The 22,035-nt window shown below is 67.4% G+C and carries 19 protein-coding genes; 14 read left to right on the top strand and 5 right to left on the bottom strand.

The window, feature by feature from the left end; translation table 11 throughout:
- Positions 1 to 23 precede the first annotated feature (23 nt).
- From AC5P68_RS01505 to tkt, 10 genes are all read left to right on the top strand, one after another.
- Positions 24 to 527 carry a pilus assembly protein PilP gene (locus tag AC5P68_RS01505; protein WP_044571441.1) on the top strand — a complete coding sequence of 168 codons (504 nt, stop codon included), beginning with the start codon at positions 24 to 26 and terminating at the stop codon, positions 525 to 527.
- 21 nt (positions 528 to 548) lie between these two features.
- Entirely contained in the window at positions 549 to 2,516 is a 1,968-nt protein-coding gene (locus tag AC5P68_RS01500) for a type IV pilus secretin PilQ (protein ID WP_005410855.1), read from the top strand.
- Positions 2,517 to 2,714: 198 nt separating this feature from the next.
- Complete coding sequence (locus AC5P68_RS01495; protein ID WP_049404036.1) at positions 2,715 to 3,740, top strand: AAA family ATPase; 1,026 nt, start codon at positions 2,715 to 2,717, stop codon at positions 3,738 to 3,740.
- An 8-nt stretch (positions 3,741 to 3,748) separates the two neighbouring features.
- A complete protein-coding gene (locus AC5P68_RS01490; protein ID WP_005414346.1) occupies positions 3,749 to 4,678 on the top strand; it encodes a DUF58 domain-containing protein in 930 nt (309 codons plus the stop codon).
- Positions 4,675 to 5,124, top strand: coding sequence for a DUF4381 domain-containing protein (locus AC5P68_RS01485; protein ID WP_111172768.1), 450 nt, complete (start codon positions 4,675 to 4,677; stop codon positions 5,122 to 5,124). Before AC5P68_RS01490 ends, AC5P68_RS01485 begins: the two co-directional genes overlap by 4 nt.
- Positions 5,121 to 6,125 (top strand): vWA domain-containing protein, encoded by a 1,005-nt coding sequence (locus AC5P68_RS01480; protein WP_049404040.1) that lies wholly within the window; start codon positions 5,121 to 5,123, stop codon positions 6,123 to 6,125. Before AC5P68_RS01485 ends, AC5P68_RS01480 begins: the two co-directional genes overlap by 4 nt.
- The gene (locus AC5P68_RS01475) at positions 6,122 to 7,966 is read left to right on the top strand and encodes a VWA domain-containing protein (RefSeq protein WP_111172766.1); all 1,845 of its coding nucleotides are present in this window, start codon (positions 6,122 to 6,124) and stop codon (positions 7,964 to 7,966) included. Before AC5P68_RS01480 ends, AC5P68_RS01475 begins: the two co-directional genes overlap by 4 nt.
- The gene (locus AC5P68_RS01470) at positions 7,963 to 9,678 is read left to right on the top strand and encodes a BatD family protein (protein ID WP_495216719.1); all 1,716 of its coding nucleotides are present in this window, start codon (positions 7,963 to 7,965) and stop codon (positions 9,676 to 9,678) included. Before AC5P68_RS01475 ends, AC5P68_RS01470 begins: the two co-directional genes overlap by 4 nt.
- 57 nt (positions 9,679 to 9,735) lie before the next feature.
- Positions 9,736 to 11,055 carry a dicarboxylate/amino acid:cation symporter gene (locus tag AC5P68_RS01465; protein WP_005410848.1) on the top strand — a complete coding sequence of 440 codons (1,320 nt, stop codon included), beginning with the start codon at positions 9,736 to 9,738 and terminating at the stop codon, positions 11,053 to 11,055.
- Positions 11,056 to 11,270: 215 nt separating this feature from the next.
- Positions 11,271 to 13,268 carry a transketolase gene (gene tkt, locus AC5P68_RS01460; protein WP_005410847.1) on the top strand — a complete coding sequence of 666 codons (1,998 nt, stop codon included), beginning with the start codon at positions 11,271 to 11,273 and terminating at the stop codon, positions 13,266 to 13,268.
- Positions 13,269 to 13,393: 125 nt separating this feature from the next.
- On the opposite strand, the gene AC5P68_RS01455 is transcribed toward tkt, so the two are convergent.
- A complete protein-coding gene (locus tag AC5P68_RS01455; RefSeq protein WP_033834930.1) occupies positions 13,394 to 15,346 on the bottom strand; it encodes an acetyl-CoA hydrolase/transferase C-terminal domain-containing protein in 1,953 nt (650 codons plus the stop codon).
- A 34-nt stretch (positions 15,347 to 15,380) separates the two neighbouring features.
- Positions 15,381 to 15,938 (bottom strand): flavin reductase family protein, encoded by a 558-nt coding sequence (locus tag AC5P68_RS01450; RefSeq protein WP_033834929.1) that lies wholly within the window; start codon positions 15,936 to 15,938, stop codon positions 15,381 to 15,383.
- A gap of 118 nt (positions 15,939 to 16,056) precedes the next feature.
- On the opposite strand from AC5P68_RS01450, the gene AC5P68_RS01445 reads away from it, so the two are divergent.
- Genes AC5P68_RS01445 through AC5P68_RS01435 form a run of 3 tightly spaced genes read left to right on the top strand, consistent with a single transcriptional unit; the run spans position 16,057 to position 18,174 of the window.
- The gene (locus tag AC5P68_RS01445; protein WP_012481135.1) at positions 16,057 to 16,422 is read left to right on the top strand and encodes a BlaI/MecI/CopY family transcriptional regulator; all 366 of its coding nucleotides are present in this window, start codon (positions 16,057 to 16,059) and stop codon (positions 16,420 to 16,422) included.
- A complete protein-coding gene (locus AC5P68_RS01440) occupies positions 16,415 to 17,614 on the top strand; it encodes a TonB family protein (RefSeq protein ID WP_495216720.1) in 1,200 nt (399 codons plus the stop codon). The genes AC5P68_RS01445 and AC5P68_RS01440 overlap by 8 nt, the downstream gene beginning before the upstream one ends.
- A complete protein-coding gene (locus AC5P68_RS01435; RefSeq protein ID WP_024958475.1) occupies positions 17,611 to 18,174 on the top strand; it encodes a hypothetical protein in 564 nt (187 codons plus the stop codon). The genes AC5P68_RS01440 and AC5P68_RS01435 overlap by 4 nt, the downstream gene beginning before the upstream one ends.
- Positions 18,175 to 18,229: 55 nt before the next feature.
- On the opposite strand, the gene AC5P68_RS01430 is transcribed toward AC5P68_RS01435, so the two are convergent.
- The 3 genes from AC5P68_RS01430 to AC5P68_RS01420 form a co-directional block, all read right to left on the bottom strand.
- On the bottom strand, positions 18,230 to 19,030 hold the full coding sequence (locus AC5P68_RS01430) for an MBL fold metallo-hydrolase (RefSeq protein ID WP_495216722.1): 801 nt from the start codon (positions 19,028 to 19,030) through the stop codon (positions 18,230 to 18,232).
- Positions 19,031 to 19,041: 11 nt separating this feature from the next.
- Complete coding sequence (locus tag AC5P68_RS01425; RefSeq protein WP_495216723.1) at positions 19,042 to 19,860, bottom strand: S1/P1 nuclease; 819 nt, start codon at positions 19,858 to 19,860, stop codon at positions 19,042 to 19,044.
- A 232-nt stretch (positions 19,861 to 20,092) separates the two neighbouring features.
- On the bottom strand, positions 20,093 to 20,722 hold the full coding sequence (locus AC5P68_RS01420) for an OmpW/AlkL family protein (protein ID WP_033834924.1): 630 nt from the start codon (positions 20,720 to 20,722) through the stop codon (positions 20,093 to 20,095).
- 191 nt (positions 20,723 to 20,913) lie between these two features.
- Between AC5P68_RS01420 and gap the strand changes: the two genes are divergently transcribed.
- Positions 20,914 to 21,918, top strand: coding sequence for a type I glyceraldehyde-3-phosphate dehydrogenase (gene gap, locus AC5P68_RS01415; protein ID WP_005410838.1), 1,005 nt, complete (start codon positions 20,914 to 20,916; stop codon positions 21,916 to 21,918).
- Positions 21,919 to 22,035: the final 117 nt, after the last annotated feature.

Below are 22,035 nucleotides of genomic sequence, written 5' to 3'. Positions count from 1 at the left end.
GTTCCTTCTTTGCACGCTGCGGGATGGCCGCTGCCGTATTGCTGCTGGCTGCCTGCGGCCGTGGCGTGACCAGCACGCCGGGCGATGCGCCGAATCTCGAGAAGTGGGTGGAAGGCGAACGTGCCCGGCCGGCGCAGCCGCTGGAACCGTTGCCTGTGATGCAGCAGTTCGAGACCTTCGAATACTCCGCGCAGGGCCTGCGTGATCCGTTCACCGATGCCTGGACCAATCCGCAGGGGAATGGCGGATTGCGGCCGGATCCGAACCGGCGCAAGGAGCCCCTGGAGGGCTTCCCGCTGGACGCACTGGACATGGTCGGTACCATCGGCACCGGCGGCGGCACCGTCGCACTGGTGATGGGGCCGGACAAGGTGACCTACCGGGTGCGCCCGGGCGGTTACCTGGGGCAGAGCGACGGGCGGGTCACTGCGGTCTTCGAAGACCGCGTGGAGCTGATCGAACTGGTGCCGGATGGCGCGGGTGGCTGGCTGGAACGGCCGGCAACGCTCTCGCTTGAAGATCAATGATCGTTTACTGGGGATAGCACGATGACCTTTCACCAAGCCAAGGGGCTGCGTCCCAACCGGCGCTCTACCTTGAACCGTGTCAGCGCGTTGGGAGTCGCGCTGATGCTGGCCTGCGCTCCGGCGCTGGCCGCCGCACCGGCGGAGAAGCCGGTGGGCACCACCGTCGCACCGGCCGCGGCACCGGCCGGCCTGTCGGTGGCCAAGATCGATTTCAAGCGCGGCGATGATGGCGCGGGCCGCCTGATCGTGCAGTTTGACGGCCAGGGCGCGATCCCGGACCTGCGCACGCAGGGCAACAGCGTGGTGGTCGACGTGGGCAATGCCCGCCTGCCGGCCAACCTGCAGAAGCCGTTGAACGTCGTCGACTTCGCCACGCCGGTGCAGCGCATCGACGCCAAGCCGTCCGGCGCCGGCACCCAGCTGGTGCTGAGCACCGGCGGTGCGGTGGAGTCGCTGGCCTACCAGAGCGGCAACGAATATGTGGTGGAGATCAGCGCGCGACAGGCTCCGGCCGCCGTCGGTGCAGTGACCGCCGGCAGCGTCACCCAGGCCGCAAAGGCCGTCGGCCAGCGTGGCTTCACCGGCAAGCCGGTGACCTTCAACTTCCAGGACGTGCCGGTGCGCACCGTGCTGCAGTTGATCGCCGAAGAGTCCAACCTCAACGTGGTGGCCTCCGACTCGGTGCAGGGCAATGTGACGCTGCGCCTGGTCAACGTGCCGTGGGACCAGGCACTGGACATCGTGCTGCGTGCCAAGGGCCTGGACAAGCGACGCGATGGCAGCGTGATCTGGGTCGGCCCGCAGGCCGAGCTGGCCAAGTTCGAGCAGGAGAAGGAAGACGCGCGCATCGCCATCGAGAACCGCGAAGACCTGGTGACCGATTACGTCCAGATCAACTACCACAGCGCCACCCAGATCTTCAAAGCCCTGACCGAAGCCAAGGGCATCGGCGGCGGTGGCGGTGGTGGCGCAGGTGGCGGTGGCGGTGGGTCGTCGCAGGAGGAAAGCGGCTTCCTGTCCGGCCGTGGCCGCATCGTTGCCGACGAGCGCACCAACACGCTGATGATCAGCGACATTCCGAAGAAGATCGCGCGCATGCGTGAGCTGATCAACGTGATCGACCGCCCGGTCGACCAGGTGCTGATCGAAAGCCGCATCGTGATCGCCACCGATACGTTCGCGCGTGAGCTGGGTGCGCGGTTCGGCATCAGTGGCAGCCGCGACAACGCCTACTTCAGTGGCAATCTGGAAGCCAACGAGGCAACCCGCAAGTCGCAGGTCGAAGCCAATGCGACCAACGCCAAGGCCTACCGCGACTGGCTGGCCGGTGGCAGTACGGGCCCGGCGCCGGTGCCGGTCGGCTCGGCAATCACCCGTGGCCTGAACTGGGCCATGCCGGCGGCGTCCACCAACCCGGCAGGCTCGCTTGCGCTGTCGATCCTCAATGCCGGCTACCTGCTGGACGTCGAGCTGTCGGCCATGCAGGAAGAGTCGCGTGGTGAAGTGATCTCCAACCCGCGCGTGGTCACCACCAACCAGCGCGAGGCTCTGATCAAGCAGGGTAAGGAAATCGGCTATGTGACCATCAGCGCCGGTGCGGGCGGTGTCGCTACGCCGAACGTGCAGTTCAAGGAAGTGGTGCTGGAACTGAAGGTCACCCCGACCATCACCAACGACAACCGCGTGTTCCTCAACATGCAGGTGAAGAAGGATGAAGTGGACCGGCTGATCCAGCTGGAAGGCTATGGCACCGTGCCGTCGATCAACCGCCGCGAGGTGAACACCGCGGTGCTGGTCGAGGACGGGCAGACCGTGGTCATCGGTGGTGTGTACGAGTTCACCGACCGCAACAGCATCAGCAAGGTTCCGTTCCTGGGCGATGTGCCGTTCTTGGGCAACCTGTTCAAGAAGCGTGGCCGCAGCAAGGACAAGGCCGAGCTGCTGGTGTTCGTCACCCCGAAGGTGCTGCGCGTGGCCAGGCAGAACTGAGCCAGCGCACCCGCGATACGAAGAAGGGCCGCCATGTGCGGCCCTTCTTCGTTCATGCCGGACGTAATCCGCGGATGATCCGGTAGATCCACGCCATGCGTGGATGAGTTGCCCGTTCAGCCGTTCTTGATGCCAATCGCAAGGCACCCTGCGATGATGTCGGGAACCCGTGCCGTCCCGCGCCGGTCAAAGGCCCCCATGAACCTGCCACCGCCGATGCCCGAAACCATCTCCCCGCCGCCCGCGCCGGCCACCTCCCGCCTGCATGGCGCCTTCAACCAGCTGCGCGACGCGCTGTCGGCCGAAATCGTCGGCCAGGCGGCCCTGGTCGAACGCCTGTTGATCGCATTGCTGGCCGACGGCCACCTGCTGGTGGAGGGCGCGCCGGGCCTGGCCAAGACCACGGCCATCCGCGCGCTGGCCTCGCGCCTGGAGGCGGATTTCGCCCGCGTGCAGTTCACCCCCGACCTGCTGCCGGCCGACCTGACCGGCACCGAGATCTGGCGCCCGCAGGAAGGGCGCTTCGAATTCGTACCCGGCCCGATCTTCCATCCGATCCTGCTGGCCGATGAAATCAACCGTGCGCCGGCCAAGGTGCAGTCGGCCTTGCTGGAAGCGATGGGCGAGCGCCAGGTCACCGTTGGCCGCCACACCTATGCATTGCCGCCGCTGTTCCTGGTGATGGCCACGCAGAATCCGATCGAGCAGGAAGGTACCTTCCCGCTGCCGGAAGCGCAGCTGGACCGTTTCCTGATGCACGTACGCATCGGCTATCCGGACCAGGCGGCCGAATCGGAGATCCTGCGGCTCGCCCGCGAGCGTGCCCGTGGCGCACTGGGCGAAGCGGCACCCGCACCGGAGAAGCTGCCGATGCAGGATGTGTTCGATGCCCGCCGCGAAGTGCTGGACCTGCATATGGCACCGGCATTGGAACGCTATCTGGTCGAACTTGTGCTGGCCTCGCGTGATCCGTCGCGCTATGACGCCGGCCTCGGGCGCCGCATCGCCTGGGGCGCAAGCCCGCGTGGCTCCATTGCGTTGGAACGCTGCGCACGTGCACGCGCCTGGTTGGCCGGCCGCGACTTCGTCACTCCCGACGATGTGCGTGCGGTCGCCGCCGACGTGCTGCGCCATCGCGTGCTGCCCAGCTACGAAGCCACCGCCGAAGGCTGGGATGGCGAACGCCTGGTGCAGGAGCTGCTGGCCCGGGTGCCGGCACCCTGAGCCCGCGCATGACCGATCCATCCCTGGAAGCCGCATCCACCGTCAGTGATGGCGACGGATTGCGCCCGCACCTGTCCGAGCTGGTGGCGCTGCGCCGGCTGGCACAGCGGCCGCCGCCGCCGCGCCGTGGTCGTGCCGGTAATGCCGGGCAGGCGCCGTCGCCGCTGCGTGGGCGTGGCATGGAGTACGCCGAGTCACGCGAGTACGTGGCCGGTGATGATGCCCGGCATATCGACTGGCGCGTGACCGCGCGGACCGGGCGTGCCCATACCAAGCTTTTCCAGGCCGAACGCGAGCGGGTCAGCCTGATCGTGGCCGATACGTCGCCGGCGCTGTATTTCGGCACCCGCGTGCGATTCAAGTCGGTGCAGGCGGCCCGCGCGGGCGCCGTTGCCGCGTGGTCGGCACAGCGTCGCGGTGACCGCGTGGGTGCCCTGCGCGGCAGTGACCGCGAAGCGCCGATTGCACCTGCGGGTGGGCCGCGTGGTGTACTGCGCGTGCTCGACGCGCTCACCCGCTGGTACACACAGCCGCCCGCCGACGATCTCGGCCTGGAGCGCGCGCTGGACCATGCCGCCCGCGTGCTGCGCCCCGGGGCGCGCATGCTGGTGCTGGCCGATCCGCAGCAGGCCGCGCGGATTCCCGTCGTGCGCTGGAGCGCGCTGGCCCAGCACCATGACCTCAGCCTGGTGCTGCTGGTCGATCCCCTCGAGCTGCAACCGCCCTCGGCGGCCCTGCAGTTCCAGACCGCGCAGCAGCGCATTGGCCTCGACCTGCGTCGCAGCGAGGTGCAGGCGCACTGGCAGGCGCACTTCGTCGAACCACTGCAGGCGCTGCGCCGCCAGCTCGGCGCACGCCGCGTTGACGTGCAGGTGTTGTCCACCGATGCGCCCAGCGACGCCTGGTTGGCACCACCGGTAACCGAGGTGCCGGCATGAGCGCCAACCTTCCGCTGCGCGATGTGCAGTTGCCGCCGGAACCGTCGTGGTGGCCGCCGGCCCCCGGCTATCTGATGGTCGGTGGCGCGGTGTTGCTGGTGATCCTGGCGCTGGCCCTGCTGTGGTGGAAACGCCGCCGTCGTCGCCAACGCTGGTTGCAGGCGTTCGACCAGGAGCTGGCCACCACCGCCGATGCCACCGCGGAGCTGGCGGTGATCGCCGGCCTGCTGCGCCGTGCTGCGCGGCAGGCACAGCCAGGCAGTGAATCCCTGCGCGACGATGCCTGGTGGCAGCGCGTGGATCCGAAGGGCACGTTGCCCGACGCGCGTCGCAGCCTGTTGGCCGAAGGTGCCTATCGCCCCCGCGTGGACGCCAGCGAAGTGGCGGCCGTGCGCAGCTGGGCCCGCGAGCGCTACCTGGCGATGCTGCTGGAGCGCCGCCGATGAGCCTGCTGGCAAGTTACTGGCCCTGGCCTGACCTGCAGCTGGCGTGGCCGCTGGCCCTGCTGGCGTTGCCGCTGCCACTGCTGATGCGCTGGTGGAAGCGTCGTGCCGATCCCGGCGCTGCGCTGCGCGTGCCCTATGCGGCGACGGAACTGGAAGCGCTGGCCGGTGGCGGCCGCGTCGATGTGTCGTGGCTGCGTACGCTGCTGTTGTGGCTGGGTTGGTGCGCGCTGTGCGTCGCACTGGCTCGCCCGCAACAGCTGGGCGAAGCGATCACGCCACCGCAGCAGGGCCGGCAGATGATGCTGGCGATGGACGTATCCGGCAGCATGGGCGAGGGCGACATGGTGCTGGGTGGGCAGGCGGTGGATCGCCTCACCGCAGCCAAGGCCGTGCTGGCCGACTTCCTGGATCGTCGCGCCGGTGATCGCATCGGCCTGCTGATCTTCGGCGACCGCGCTTATACGCTCACCCCGCTCACTGCCGACCTGGCCAGTGTGCGCGACCAGCTGCGCGACAGCGTGGTCGGCCTGGCTGGCCGCGAGACGGCCATCGGTGATGCCATCGGCCTGGCAGTGAAGCGCCTGCGCAGCCAGCCCGAAGGGCAGCGTGTACTGATCCTGCTGACCGACGGCGTCAGCAATGCCGGCGTGCTCGAACCGCTGCGTGCGGCCGAAGTCGCGCAGGCCGAAGGTGTACGCATCCACACCGTTGCGTTTGGTGGCGATGGCAGCATGCGCCTGTTTGGTATCCCCATTTCCGCCGACCAGGACCCGGTCGACGAGGCCACGTTGAAGAAGATTGCCAGCCTGACAGGTGGCCAGTTCTTCCGCGCACGCGATACCGCGCAGCTGGCCGGCATCTACGCCGAACTGGACCGGCTGGAGCCGATCGCGGCGAAGGGACCGAGCCTGCGCCCGCGTGAGGAACGCTACGCATGGCCGTTGGGCCTGGCCTTGCTGCTGGGGGCATTGGCCTGGATGTGGCCGGAGCGCCGTCGATGATCGCGTTGGCATCCCATCTTCCCGACTGGAATGCGCTGCACTTCCTGCGCCCGGAATGGCTGTGGGCCTTGCTGGCCTTGCCGGTGATTCTCGCCGTGGCACTCTACCGGCAGCGGCGCAGCGATGCGTGGCGGCAGGCGGTGGATGCGCACCTGTTGCCGCATCTGCTGGTGGCCGGTGCTCGCCGTCGCGTGCGGCTTCCATTGGCAGTGCTGCTGGGGTGGACGCTGGCAGCACTGGCGATGGCGGGGCCGAGCTGGCGGCAGCAGTCACAGCCGATGTTCCAGCCCAGCGCACCGCTGCTGATCGTGCTGGATCTGTCCAGCCGCATCACTGCCACCGACCTGCCACCGTCGCGCCTGCTGCAGGCACGGGCCAAGGTCGGCGAGCTCCTGCGCGCGCGCAAGGGTGGGCAGGTGGGGCTGGTGGTGTACGCCGAAGATGCCTACACCGTCGCGCCGCTGACCGATGACGGCAGCAACGTCGCGCTGTATCTGGATGCCTTGTCACCGGATGTGATGCCGCGCGATGGCCAGCGTGCCGACCGTGGCATCGACTGGGCCACGCGGCTGATGCGGCAGATCGCTGCACCGCAGGGACAGATTCTGCTGGTCACCGATCAAGCCGATGGTGAAGCTGCATTGGCGGCCGCGCAGGCACGTGGTCTCGGCCTGCAGGTGTCGGTGCTGGGGCTCGGTACACCGGCGGGTGCGGCGTATCGTGACGACAGCGGACAGATCCGCCAGGCTGCGCTGGACGAAGGCCGCCTGCGTGCGGTGGCGACGGCAGGTGGCGGTCGCTATGCGCGCATCACCGCCGATGGCAGTGACCTGCGCGCACTGGGTGTGCTTGATGCACGCGAAGGTACTGCGGCGCAGCGGCCCGGCGAGGGCAGGCAATGGCGCGATGAAGGATTCTGGCTGCTGCCACCGGTGATGCTGCTGGCGCTGCTCGCCTTCCGACGCCGCGCGCTGCTGGCCGCAGTACTGGCGGTGGGCCTGTTGCCTTGGATGGGGGATGTGCAGGCGCAGGCACCTTCAGCGCCCGCTTCGCCGCCATCGCAGGGCACGCTGTGGAAGCGCGCCGACCAGTTGCAGCACCAGCGCCTGGCCGACGGCGTGCAGGCCTATCGCGCGGGCGACTTCTCCACTGCGCGCAAGCAGTTCGAGGGCATCGACAGTGATGCGGGCTGGTACAACCTGGCCAACACGCTGGCGCGCCAGGGCAGCTACGACGAAGCCATCGCCGCCTACGACCGCGCGCTGGCGCTGCATCCCGGCATGGCCGATGCGGCCGCCAACCGTGCCGTGGTTGATGCCGCACGCAAGCGCAAGCAGTCGGGGGGGCAGGGCCAGGACCAGCAGAAACCGCAGCAGAACGGGCAGCAGAAGCAGCAGAACAATTCACAGGGCCAGCGGAACCCGCAGGGCCAGCAACCGCAGCAGGGCCAGAAGGATCCAGGACAGGGTCAGCCACCATCTCAGCAGGGCCAGCAGGGGCAGCCCAAGGCGGGTGACGACGACGCGCAGTCGGCGCCTCAGCCCGGTGAGCGTGGCCGTGATGGACAGCAGGTGCCACCACAGGTGGAGGATGCCAAGGCGCAGGCCCAGGCTGATGAGCAGCAGCGCCAGCGCATGCAGCAGGCGATGCAGCAGGCACGTGAGGGCAAGGGCGAACAGGATGGCAAACCCGTGCCAGGCAGTGACGGCACTACTCCGCGTCAACGCGAGGAGCAACAGGCGGTCGAGGCGTGGATGCGGCGCGTGCCGGATGATCCGGGCGCATTGCTGCGGGCAAAGTTCCAGCTGGAAAATGAACGCAGGAAGAGGGAAGGGCGATGACGCGGGCGATCAACATGCACGGGCACTGGCCCCGACAGGTACTGGCGGCGCTGCTGCTGTGGCTGCCGCTGCTGGCCTGGGCGCAGCCGCGCGCTTGGCTTGACCGCGACCGCATCGCGATGGGCGACACGGTCACGCTCAATGTCGAGAGCGACCAGGGCGCCCCTGACTTCACACCGTTGCGCACCGATTTCGACCTCAGCGGGCAGACCAGCAGCCGCCAGGTGGAGTGGAGCAACGGCAGCATGCAGCAGCGCAACCTGTATGGCGTGGCGCTGACGCCACGGCGCAGCGGTGCACTGGTGGTGCCGGGCCTGCAGGTGGGCAGTGCACGTACCGCGCCGCTGACCCTGCAGGTGGATGCCGCTGCCGTGGCCGGCCCCGACAGCAATGCGGTGGCATTCATCCAAACCGTTGTCGATGACGAAACGCCGTACGTGCAGCAGAGCGTAGGCGTGGTGGTGAGGCTGTTCTTCGCCTCTCAGCTGGCCTCTGGCGAACTGGTGCTGGATACCCCGGCGGGTGCGTCGCTGCAGCGGGTAGGCGATGACCGCACCGATGTGCGGCAGGTCAACGGCCGCCGCTACAACGTGGTCGAGCGCCGCTTCCTGCTGATCCCCGAGCGCAGCGGTGCACTTCGGCTGGCCGGTGCGCGCTTCAGTGGGCGCAGTGCCGGTGGCTTCTTCGACGACTTCTTCGGCGGCGGCGACGGCCGCATGAATGCCACCGGCGCCGACCGCACGCTGCAGGTGCAGGCGCAACCGGCACAGGCGCCGCAGCCATGGCTTCCGCTGCAGAGCCTCCAGCTGCGCTACACCAGTGCGCCGACCAGCGCCCGTACCGGTGAGGCCGCCACTGTGGTGGTCGAGGCGATTGCCGAAGGGGCAACCCGCGCACAGTTCACCGACCTGCCGGTGCCGGATCTGGGCACCCGTGCGCAGGTATTCGCCGAACCTGCGCAGTACGAAGAATCGTTCAATGGCAGCACCCCGCGGCTGAAGATCACCCGCCGCTATTCGATCGTGCCGCGCCAGCCAGGCTCGCTGGTGGTGCCGGGGCCGCGCCTGCCGTGGTGGGATGTGCGCGCAGGCAAGGCGCAGGAAGCGAAGCTGCCGGACCTGACACTGGCTGTCGCAGCCGGCAGTGGCGGTGGCAGTGCTTCACCTGCGCCGCTGCCGCCGATCGACACCGATGCTGCGCTGCCGGGTGGCGATGGCCAGGACAGCCGCATCGCCGCGACCGATCCGCGCGCCAGCGGCCTGGCCGAACGCCCGTGGCCGTGGATGGGCGCGGCCATTGGCCTGGCGCTGCTGTGGCTGCTGACCCTGTTGTGGGGCTGGCAGCGAGGCCGCCGACCGCGTGCGGCGACGCCTGCAGCCGGCAGGCCCTCTGTGCCGACTGTGGCGCGCGGACGTGCCGGCCTGGCCGAACTGCGCCGCACGCTGGATGGCGAAGGCTTCGATCAGGTGGAAGCGCAGCTGTGCGCGATGGCCGGGGTTGAGCGCATCGAGCAGGTCATCGCGCGGTTGGATGACCCAGGCCAGCGCCAGGTGCTGCAGGACCTGCAGCAGGCACGCTGGGGCGGGCAGGGCGACCTGGCATCGCTGCGCGCGCGTCTGCGCGAGGTCTTCCGTGACGGACCGCACTGGTCGGCGGCTACCGGCGCCGCTGACACTGGCCTGGCGCCGCTGTATCCAACGCGGCGAACCTGAACCGGCGCCGCTTGCGCGCTTTGTTAGAGTGCATTCATTTTTCGAGGAAACCCGCGCATGACAGCAGCTGCTGCCGACAAGAAGAAGTTGCCCCTGCATTGGAAGATGGGCATCGGCTTTGCGATCGGCCTGATCCTGGGACTGATCGTGCACGCCCTGGGCGGCAGCGTCGATGGTCTGCAGGCCGGTGCCAAGTGGGTAATGGACTACATCACCACCCCGGCGTCGGGCCTGTTCCTCAACCTGATCTTCATGCTGATCGTGCCGCTGATCTTCTCGGCGCTGATCATGGGCGTGTCGGAGATGGGCGACATCCGCGCCCTCGGCCGCATCGGCTGGAAGACCCTGGCGTATACCGTGCTGCTGTCCGGCATTGCCGTGGGCATCGGCCTGGTGCTGGTCAACCTGCTCAAGCCGGGTGCCGGCGTCGATCCACAGGTCGCCGCGATGATGCTCTCGGAGAACGCCGAGCGCAGCAAGGAAATCGTTGCTGGCATCCATGGCACGCCGAAGGGCATGGACATGCTGCTGTCGATCGTGCCGAGCAACGTGCTGCAGGCTGCGTCCGACAACGGCGCGATCCTGTCGCTGATGTTCTTCGCGCTGATGTTCGGCATCGGCATGGTGCTGACCGACAACGAGAAGGTGGCCCCGCTGCGCCGCGCCATTGAAGGCGTGTTCGAAATCTCGATGACCCTGATCAACCTGGTCATCCGCCTGGCTCCGTATGCGGTGGCCTGCTTCATGTTCAACCTGGCCGCGCTGTTCGGCTTCGAGCTGATCATCCGCCTCGGTGCCTACGTGGGCGTGGTAGTGCTGGCACTCGGCCTGCACATGATCGTGACCTACGGTACCGCCGTGTGGCTGTCCGGCCGTTCGCCGCTGTCGTTCTTCCGCGATACCCAGGAAGCGACGGTGATGGCGTTCTCCACCGCCTCCAGCAACGCCACCCTGCCGACCGCGCTGCGCGTGGCCGACCAGATGGGCCTGCCGCAGCGCGTGTCGCGCTTCGTGCTGACCGTGGGCGCCACCGCCAACCAGAACGGCACCGCGCTGTTCGAGGGCGTGACGGTGATCTTCCTGGCCCAGTTCTTCGGCGTGGACCTGAGCATCGGCCAGCAGATCATGGTGATGGCGGTCTGCATCCTCGGTGGCATCGGCACCGCCGGCGTGCCGTCGGGCTCGCTACCGGTGGTGGCGATGATCTGTGCGATGGTGGGCGTGAACCCGCTGGGCATCGGCCTGATCCTGGGCGTGAACCACTTCCTGGACATGTGCCGTACCGCGCTGAACGTGACCGGCGACCTGGCCCTGACCACCCTGGTGGCCAAGGGCGAATCGCACGACGGCCCGGCGCTGGGCCCGCAGCAGGACTGAGTCCAACGCCACTGCTGGCGACCTGATCGGGGTCGGATTCCTTTCCGCAGGGAAAGGGCTCCGACCCCGCTTCACATGCGGAATCCGGGGGAGATGACGACGTTGCCGGCCAGCGGCCGGCACGACCGGGCAAGGTGAACCGACCCCCCGCCCGGCGACTATGGGACAATAGGCCGCCCGCACGTCCGCGGCCGCCTCCCGATTCCGACAGAACCATGACGCAGCCTACCCGTCGCCAGTTGGCCAACGCCATCCGCTTCCTTGCCGCCGATGCGGTTGAAACCGCAAAGTCCGGCCACCCCGGCATGCCCATGGGCATGGCCGACATCGCCGAAGTCCTCTGGAACGACTACCTCCGCCATAACCCGAGCAACCCGCACTGGTTCAACCGCGACCGTTTCGTGCTGTCCAACGGCCACGGTTCGATGCTGCAGTACGCGCTGCTGCACCTGAGTGGTTACGACCTGCCGATCGAGCAGCTGAAGCTGTTCCGCCAGCTGGGCAGCCACACCGCCGGTCACCCGGAGCGCCACGAGACCCCGGGCGTGGAAACCACCACCGGCCCGCTGGGCCAGGGTTTCGCCAATGCCGTGGGCTTCGCCCTGGCCGAGAAGCTGCTGGCACAGCGCTTCAACCGCCCGGAGCTGGAAGTGGTCGACCACCGCACCTGGGTGTTCATGGGCGATGGCTGCCTGATGGAAGGCGTGTCGCATGAAGCCGCTTCGCTGGCCGGTACCTGGGGCCTGCACAAGCTGGTCTGCTTCTGGGACAACAACCACATCTCCATCGACGGCAACGTCGAGGGCTGGTTCACCGACAACACCCCGGAGCGTTTCGAGGCCTATGGCTGGAACGTGGTGCGCGATGTCGATGGCCATGACCCGGAGAGCATCAAGGCCGGCATCGAGGCCGCGCTGTCGCAGAGCGACAAGCCGACCCTGATCTGCTGCCGCACCACCATTGGCTTTGGTTCGCCGAACAAGGCGGGCAAGGAATCCAGCCACGGCGCACCGCTGGGCAAGGACGAACTGGAAGCCACCCGCAAGCAGCTGGGCTGGGAATACGGTCCGTTCGAGATCCCGCAGGCGATCTACGACGGCTGGCGCGCCAACGGCGCCGGCACGCTGCGCCAGGCCGAATGGGAACAGCTGTTCGACAAGTACGCCAGCCAGTACCCGGCTGAAGCGGCCGAACTGACCCGCCGCTCGCATGGCGAACTGCCGGCCGACTTCGTTGCCAAGGCCGATGCCTACATCGCCCAGGTGGCCGCTGAAGGCCCGACAATCGCCTCGCGCAAGGCCTCGCAGCTGGCCATCGAAGCCTACGCACCGCTGCTGCCGGAAATCGTCGGCGGCTCGGCCGACCTGGCGCACTCCAACCTGACCCTTTGGAAGGGCAGCAAATCGGTTGCCAGCGACGACGCCAACGCCAACTACGTGTACTACGGCGTGCGCGAGTTCGGCATGACCGCCATTGCCAACGGCCTGGCCCTGCACGGTGGCTTCATTCCGTTCGACGCCACCTTCCTGGTGTTCAGCGACTACGCCCGCAACGGCGTGCGCATGAGCGCGCTGATCCCGGCCCACGCCATCCACGTCTACACCCACGACTCGATCGGCCTGGGCGAAGACGGTCCGACCCACCAGCCGGTGGAGCACCTGGCCTCGCTGCGCTACATCCCGAACAACGACGTGTGGCGTCCGTGCGATGCGGTCGAGTCGGCGGTGAGCTGGAAGGCTGCGATCACCCGCCAGGACGGCCCGAGCTGCCTGGTGTTCAGCCGCCAGAACCTGCCGCACCAGCCGCGCAACGCCGAGCAGATCGCCCAGATCGAGCGCGGTGGTTACGTGCTGGCCGACGCTGCCGGTACCCCGGACGTGATCCTGATCGCCACCGGTTCGGAAGTCTCGCTGGCCACCGAAGCCAAGGCCCAGCTGGACGCGGCCGGCCTCAAGACCCGCGTGGTCTCGATGCCGTCCACCGACGTGTTCCTGCGCCAGGATGCGGCCTACCGTGAATCGGTGCTGCCGAACGCCGTGCGCAAGCGCGTGGCAGTGGAAGCCGGCGTCACCGGTTTCTGGCGCCAGTTCGTCGGCCTGGACGGTGCCGTGATCGGTATCGACACCTTCGGTGCCTCGGCCCCGGCCGACCAGCTGTACAAGCACTTCGGCATCACCACTGCCCACGTGGTGGAAGCGGCCAAGTCGCTGTAAGCAGCTTCGCGACGTAATGAGGAAAGGCCGGCGCACGCCGGCCTTTTCTTTGCCGCAGGAAAAAGGGGACGGAGGGGATTAAGTCGTTTGTGCACATGCGACTTAATCCCCTCCGTCCCCTTTTCTCAGGCGGTACGCGCCAGCGCCAGCCGCAGCAGTCGCGCGTCCAGGCGCTCGGCGAAATCCTTCGGGGCCTGTAGACCCATGCGCTGCAGGTACACCGCATCGCCGTCGCCGGCCGGTTGCCGCAGAGCCGCCCAGACCGTGCGCAGCTTGTCGCCGCGGGTCTGCGTGTTGGCCTTCAGCCAACCCAGCGCCTTGACCAGCACCTGTTCGATCTCGTTGAAATCGCTGCCGAGCGGATAGTCGGGCAGGCTGCCATCGGCACGGAACGGTGCCAGCGCCGCCGCCAGCGCCTGTGGCGTGTTGCGCTGCTGGCGCTCCGGATCCGGTTGCGTGGCTGCCAGCAGCTTGCGCGAGGCCTGCGCCTGCTGCAGCAGGCCGCTCTGGAACGGGGCTTCGGTGATCGCCGTCATCGCATGCACGCAGTCCTCGTCGGTCAGGCCGCGCAGATCGGCGATGCCGTATTCGTTGAGGTAGATGTCGCGCAGGTGGCGGGGGATGGTGGTGTGCCCGTAGTTCCAGCGCACGTTGGATTCGCGCTGGCCCTTGTCATCGCGCGCCGCGCGGAACATCAAGACGCTGCGCGCTTCCGGCAGGGCATGTGCCATCGCCACGAAGTTGTACTGGCCACCCACGCCGGACACCACACGTCCGTCGTCCAGCGCATCCGACACGGCCGCGCCCAGTGCAGTGGCCATCATGCAGGAGTTGAAGAAGCGCGCATGGCGGCGTTGCAGGCGCTCCAGCGTCTCGTTGCCGCCATACAGCTGGTTGATTTCGCTGATGCGGCGCATGCCGATCGCACGGCATTCGTCTTCCGGCAGCGTGCGCAGCCACTCGTAGAACTCCGGCGAGCCCAGGTAGAACGCGCCGTGCAGGTACTCGCCCTCGGCGGCCAGGGTGGCGTGGTCGATGGACAGCGTGCTGCCGTTCTCGATGCGCTGCATCAGCGCCAGGTCGTCGTGCACCTTGCGCTTGATCACCCCGGTCTGCACCAGCCGGCGGAAGCCTTCGTTGAGCATCTCGCTGCAGCCGTACAGGCCCACCTCGAACGGATCCAGTCCGCCGATCTCCTGCACCAGCGGGTGGCTGGCAAGCTGTGGATCCAGCGCATGCAGCACGCGGCGGTAGCGCGCGTTGTCGGTGTGGCGCAGCACCAGCGCATGGCTGAGCGCGTCGGCCAGCGTGCCGATGCCGATCTGCAGGGTGCCGCCGTCGCGCACCAGCGTGCTGGCGTACAGGCCGATGGCGTAGTCGGCATCGCCCACCGGCTGCCGCGGCAGCCCGAACAGCGCCGGGTACGGCGGCGGCGGGGTGATCACCAGATCGAAGAACGACACATCGACCGTGGCCGAGCCGCCCATGTAAGGCAGCTGCGGATCGATCTCGGCGATCAGCAACGGGCGCGGCAGCCCGCGCGCGGTCATCGCATCCAGCGTGTCCTGGGTGATGTCGTTGTTGCACGACAGCGAAAGCCGGCGATCGTTCGGCCGCATCGCCACCTTCTGCACGATCACCTGCGGCGCGCGCTGCGCGACCGCATCGGCGGCGTGGGTGTAGTTCAGGCTGGTATAGGTGGATTGCGCCTGGCGCGAACCGAGCAGGGCGCCGGACTGCATGTAGAACTCTTCCACCTGCACATGTGCCGGCAGTGCATCGCGCGCGATCGCATCGGCATAGGCCAGGCGCGGGAAATCGTCGCCGAAATGGCGCTGCGCGAACGGCGCCATGAAGCGCGCTTCCAGGCCGTTGCCGCGCGCCTTCGGCGGGTTCAGCGACAGCGCGGTATACAGCTGCAGCGGTCGCGACGGATCGTGCTCGACGCGTGCATAAAGGGCATTGAGCAGCCGATGCGGCTTGCCCAGTGCCAGCGGTGCCCCGATCCGCAGCGGCCCGTCCACGCGCGCAAACAACCAGTCGACGGCGGCGTCCAGGTCGGTGAGGTGTTCGGTCATGCGCGGCGGTCCTGCGTGTGGGGGAGTGCTGGCATTACAGCATGTCGGGCTTGAACCGCCGTCGACGCGAGACTTCGGTGCCGGACACCATGAACTGGCCATCGCCCCGGTAATGCACCGTGCGCGGCAGTTTCGGCCGGGGCGCGACGTGGGCGCGCACGATTTCCCAGATGAACAGGTTGCTCGACTGCACCTGGCTGTCGTCGTAGAGTCGGCATTCGAAGCTCGAATGACATTGGCCGACCAGCGGCGCGCCGACCTCGCGCGCGGGCAGCGCATCGAGCTCGAAACGGGCGAACTTGTCGACCTCGCGGCCGCTGCAGTTGCCGATGTCCACCACGGTGTCGAGCAGTTCCACGCCCGGCACATTGATCACGCACTCGCCGCTGCCACGGGCCAGCGCGTGGCTGTGGTTCGCGTCCCACAGGTAGGTGGCGACCAATGACGGCGAGAAGCCCATCACCATGTGCCAGCCCATCGTCATCAGGTTGCGCTGGCCACGCCAGGCGGTACTGACCAGCACGATCGGGCCAGGTTCGAGGAAGCGGCGGGCCTGCTCGACCGGGAAATCCTTCTTGGGCAGCGCTTTCATCCGGGGCCTGGAGCGGGAGGCATCGATGCTGGCGCAGCCGGGATGAACCTGGAGTCGAGGGGCTTGACAGACGATTCGATTACGCGCGTAATCGTTGCGTCGATTACGGATGTAAACCATGACCCCGATCAGCGAAGCCGAAGCCGTTGTGATGGAGGTGCTGTGGCAGCAGGCACCGCGTAGCGCCGATGAAGTGGTAGCCGCACTGGCCCACCGCGACTGGGCCGAACCGACCATCAAGACCCTGCTCAATCGTCTGCTGACCAAGGGCGCGATTGCTGCCGAACGTGATGGCCGGCGCTACCTGTACCGGCCGCTGCTGCAGCGCCAGGCGTGGGTGGAGGCGCAGAGCCAGGACTTCATCGGCCGTGTCTTTGAAGGGCGCGTTGCGCCGTTGGTCGCGCACTTCAGCGAACGCGGCCAGTTGAGTGCGCAGGACATCGCCGAACTGAAGAAACTGATCCAGGAGCTGGACCATGACTGAGCTGCTCAACGGAGTGTGGCAGGCCAGCCTGTGGTTGGCGGTGGGCGCGGTCCTGCTGGCGGTGATGCGGCCGCTGCTGGTGCGATTGGGGGGCGCTGGTCTGGCATACCGCAGCTGGTGGCTGCTGCCGATGCTGCTGGTGGCACTGATGCTGCCGTTGCCGCAGGTTGCGTTGTTGCAGCAGGTACCCACGCTGCCGCTGAAAGTGCTGCCCGGTGCCATTGATGGCGCGGCCGGCCAGTCCTTGCCATGGGCCGGGTTGTTGCTGGCATTCTGGGCCGTGGGCATGGGCCTCTGCCTGCTGCGCGACCTGCGTGCGCAGCGCCGTTTCGAACGGAGCATGGGTCCACTGACGCCGCGCACCGATGGTAGCTGGCAGGCGAGCGGCGACCCAGGTCTGCCAGCCCTGGTTGGCCTGTGGCGGCCGCGCATCGTGGTCGGCCCTGACTTCGACCAGCACTTCAGTGCACAGGAACAGCACCTGATCCTGCAGCACGAGCGCAGCCACCGTCGCAATGGCGACCACTGGGCCAACGGCGCGCTGCTGCTGGTGCGCGCGGTGTTCTGGTTCCACCCGTTGCTGCCCTGGGCCGCATGCCGCTTCCTGCGCGACCAGGAACTGGCCTGCGATGCCCGCACCATCGGCCCGCAGCCTGCGCTGCGCGGCCTCTACGCCAGCACGCTGCTGAAGGCGCAGCTGGTCCAACCGGTTGCGCCCGCGGTCTGCCATTGGCGCAGCCAACCCGTGTTGAAGGAGCGCATCGCCATGTTGAAGCAGTCCAAGCGGAAGGCATTGCCGTGGGTGTCGGGACAGGTACTGGTGGTCGGGGTGTGCCTGGGAATGGGAGCGGTGGCGTGGGCCAGCCAGGGCGGAGGCGCGGGAGGCGCGGCAGGGTCCGTCATGGACCGGGAGATCCAGGTCGACAAGATGCCGCCACCGTCCTATCCGAAATCTGCGGTCGAGCAGCGCCAGGTGGGCGTGGTGAACCTGCGCGTGGAAGTGGACGCCCAAGGCCATCCCACCGACGTCCAGGTGCTCAGCGCCACCAATCCGGGGGTGTTCGATGCTGTCTCGATTGCTGCGGCGCGCAGCTGGAGCTATCGGCCCGCAGTGAAGAACGGCAAGCCGGTGGCCGGTGCCGTGCGCGTCCCGATTACCTACGCCATGGATGACACCGAGGACACGAAGTGAAGCGAGCGCCGCTGCTGATGATGGCCGTGCTGCTGGCGGGATGTGCAACCCAGGATCGCCTGACCACGGCCGATACCCGCAGCGAGAATGTCGGTCACCAGCGCCTGCGACCCGATGCGGGGGGAGGGACCGGCCAGATCCAGCCCTACGCACTGGCCGCCAGCGAAGGCTACCGCATGCCACAACTGCATACGGCACCGGACCCGGTAGTGGGCGAGCGTGATCCACGCACCTCGCTGCCGCCGACTACGGTCTGCCTGCAGGTGGTGGTGGATGCGCAGGGCAGCGTTGAGCGCAGCATCCCGCTGACCGACCGCAGCGAATGCAGTGCGGGTGAGGCACCGGAGAATGCGCCCTTGCTGCAGGCAGCGCAGGAGGCGGTTGCCATGTGGAAGTACTCGTCTGCCGCAGTCTGCCACTTCGCGGCAGGTAAAGTGCCGGCAGATCGCGGCGACTGCCGCAGTGCCGAGCGGGTCGAACCGGTGGCCGTCACCCTGCAGTACGCCTTCACCTTCGAGGTCGTGAAGGGCCGGCAGACGGTCCGCACGCAGGGAAAATGATCGCGCGTGATGCCGGGTGGCGCCGGGCCATGCCCGGCCAGTACAGCGGCGTCGATCAGGCCCCGCCCTGGATGTTGGCCTTCACTGCGGGCTGCATCAGTTTCGGTTCTTCCAGCATGGCATCACGGGCCTGTCGCACGCTGACGAACTCCGCCTCGGCTACGCCGTCATGCACGTGGATGTTGTGCGCGCGCTGTTCGCCGATGGTGGTTTCGTTGGCGAAACTGCGTCCACCCGGGCCGTAGTCGTGGCAGACGAACACGCGCGTTGCATCGGGCAGGGCCAGCAGGCGCTGGATCGAGCGGTACAGCTGCGCGGCATCACCACCCGGGAAGTCACAGCGGGCGGTGCCGCCATCGGGCATGAACAGCGAGTCGCCGGTGAACAGCGCATCATCGATCAGGTAGGCGATGCTGTCGCTGGTATGGCCGGGCACTGCGATCACCTGGCAGCGCAGTTCGCCCAGAGCGAAGGTTTCGCCGTCGCTGAACAGGTGATCGAAGATTTCATCTTCGGCAGGAAGCTGCAGGCCATAGCGTGGTGCAAACGTTGCCTGTACCGCGCGGATGCCTTCGCCGATGGCCAGGGTGGCCTGCGGGAAACGATGCTTCAGGCGGCGCCCGGCCGACACATGGTCAGCGTGGGCATGGGTTTCCAGCAGCCAGCGCAGCTGCAGGCCTTGTTGCTCGATGGCCTGCAATGCGGCATGCAGCGGCGCTTCACTGCTGGCGTCGGTATCCGGGTCGTAGTCCAGGACCGGGTCGATCAGCACTGCCTCGCTACTGGCCGGGTCGCTGACCAGGTAGCTGAAGGTATTGCTGTCACGGTGGAAGAACGACTGCACCTGGACTGACATTGGAACCCTCCTCAGCGCGCGCCGAGCACGCGGTTCAGCAACTGCGCCAGGTTTTCACCGGCTAGTCGCAGCTGCGCTTCGGCCAGCGGCCGGTAGCGCTCGGTGTATTCGTCACCGATTTTACGCGTGGCCGGATAAACGCCAGCTTGCATGGAAATGCGGCAGCTGGCCTCTGCCCACGTCTGCGGGTCGCGCTGCGGGTTGGACTGGCGGGCCAGTTTCGGCGCGCGCTGGCTCTGCAGCAGCGGCAGGTAACCCGCGTCGTCCAGCTTGCGGGTGTTGAGCATGCCGCTGTCCCACAGCGAGTGCAGGTTGGTACCGCGGTTGCCGAACTGCAGCTGGAATTCGTTGCCGCCCTTGTCGTGCGCGTAACCGGCGTGCATCGGCTGATGGATGTCGCCGACCAGGTGCACGACGAACTTCAGCGCCTGCAGGCGCTCGCCATCGGTCAGGCTGCGGTCGCCGAGGATGGTGCTCTGTGCCTTCAGGGCCTCGACGATGCAGTTGCCGTTCCTGCAGTGCTTCGGTGCTTCGTAATGGCAATTGTCTTCGGCGATGTTGACGTAGTGCCAGCCGGCCGAGCGACGGCCCAGGCCCGGATCCTTGGCACGCAGCTGGTCGGCCCACGGGGCGATGCTGGCCAGCGTGGCGTCCGGTTCGGTGGCCAGCAGGCGGTCCACTTCTGCGCGGGCAGCGGGGTTGAGACGGGCGTCGGCGACTTCGGCGACAAGGCGGTGGCCTTGTGCGCCCCAGGCATGGGCGGGGGCGGAAGCGGACAGCAGGACCGGCGCCAGGGCGGCGGCGAGGAACAGGGAATGCAGGGCTTTCATGCGCACATTCTAGCGGTGTAGGTGGATTGAAGAGCGGCGCGTTCCTGTTCCGAAGCGGGAGCGCAGCGGGAGGGGCGGCGTGTCCCGGCTCTGCTCCCCGCCTTGCCCCAGCTCCGGAACCGCTTCAGTCCCAGGCACAAAAAAAGCCCCGGCAATCACCGGGGCAACATGCTGCGAGGGTTTTGCGTATGGCGGGGGAGCGGGGGCGAAGCCCCCGCGCCCAACACACCGCTTAGAACTTGAAGACGTACGACGCGCCGTAGACCAGCGGATCGATGTTGACCGTGCCGATCTTCTCGCCGTTCAACTTCACCTTGCTGTCGATGTCGATCCAGCGCATGTCCACACGCAGGGCGCCCTTCTCGCCGATCGCGAAGTCGATGCCCGCATGCGCGGCCAGGCCCCACGAATCCTGCAGCTTCAGCTTGCTGCCGGCCAGCGCACCGGTGGTGTCTTCGCTGAAGAAGGTCGTGTAGTTCACGCCCGCGCCGACGAACGGCGAGACCTTGCCCTTGCTGTTGAAGTGGTACTGCAGAGTCACCACCGGCGGCAACTGCTTGGTGCTGCCGACGCGGCCGAGGCCATTGATGTTGATGTCGTGCTTGAACGGCAGCGCGGCCAGCACTTCGATGCCCAGGTTGTCGGCAATGAAGTACTCGCCGGTGATGGTCGGCTTGACGTCGTTGTCGACGTCGACGTTCAGCGTGTGGCCGGCCAGCCAGCCGTTGTTCGACTTCGGCGCCACCTGGTGGACGCCGGCCGAGACGGTCCAGTCGCCCTTGGACTGGGCCATGGCCGGGGCGGCGGCGAGGGACAGGGCGGCGGCCAGGCCGGCCAGGATCAGGGGGGAGGTCTTGCGCATGGGGGTGATCTCGTTGCTGGGTGGATGGCGACAGTCTCGGCCTCACGCCGTGCTAACGCTTTGATCCGGATCAAATCCTGTCCGCCGGCCCTCTGGCCCGGGCGCTGGCCCACGGTGGCCAGCCCCGGTTTGCTAGACTTGTGGGCCCTATCCATCCCGCCGCACCCGTAGCGGCCGCAGGAGCTTGAGAAATGGCAATCAAGGTTGGTATCAACGGTTTCGGTCGCATCGGGCGTAACGTCCTGCGCTCGGCGGTGCTGAACTTCGGCGACGACATCGAAATCGTGGCCATCAACGATCTGCTGGAGCCGGACTACCTGGCGTACATGCTCAAGTACGACTCCGTGCACGGCCGCTTCAAGGCCGACGTGGCAGTGCAGGGCAACGACCTGCTGGTCAACGGCAAGAAGATCCGCCTGACCCAGGAACGCGACCCGGCCAACCTGAAGTGGGATGAAGTCGGTGCCGACGTGGTGCTGGAAGCCACCGGCCTGTTCCTGACCAAGGAAACCGCGCAGAAGCACATCGATGCCGGCGCCAGGAAGGTCATCATGTCGGCGCCGTCGAAGGACGACACGCCGATGTTCGTCTACGGCGTGAACGACAAGACCTACGCCGGCCAGGCGATCATTTCCAACGCCTCGTGCACCACCAACTGCCTGGCCCCGCTGGCCAAGGTCATCAATGACAAGTGGGGCATCAAGCGCGGCCTGATGACCACCGTGCATGCGGCAACCGCCACCCAGAAGACCGTCGATGGCCCGTCCAACAAGGACTGGCGCGGTGGCCGTGGCATCCTGGAGAACATCATCCCGTCGTCCACCGGTGCGGCCAAGGCCGTCGGCGTGGTCATCCCGGAACTGAACAAGAAGCTGACCGGCATGAGCTTCCGCGTCCCGACCTCTGACGTGTCGGTGGTCGACCTGACCGTCGAACTGGAAAAGGAAGCCACCTACGCCGAGATCTGCGCGGAAGTGAAGGCACAGAGCGAAGGCCCGCTGAAGGGCATCCTGGGCTACACCGAAGACAAGGTGGTGGCCACCGATTTCCGCGGCGAAACCTGCACTTCGGTGTTCGACGCCGACGCTGGCATCGCCCTGGACGGCACCTTCGTCAAGCTGGTCACCTGGTACGACAACGAGTGGGGCTACTCGAACAAGTGCCTGGAAATGGCCAAGGTCATCGCCGCCAAGTAAGGCCGGCGAAGATCGCACACGGACCCCGGCCTGGCCGGGGTTCGTCGTTTATGGGGCCGGCCCTGTCGTAGCATGGGCCGGTCGACCGCTGCCGCTGGGGCGCGGGAACGCTATGGA

It is taken from the genome of Stenotrophomonas sp. YJH_SMC_58 (genome assembly GCF_059369635.1).
Note: the sequence above shows the minus strand (reverse complement) of the source record. Positions and strands in the feature narration are given on the sequence as shown.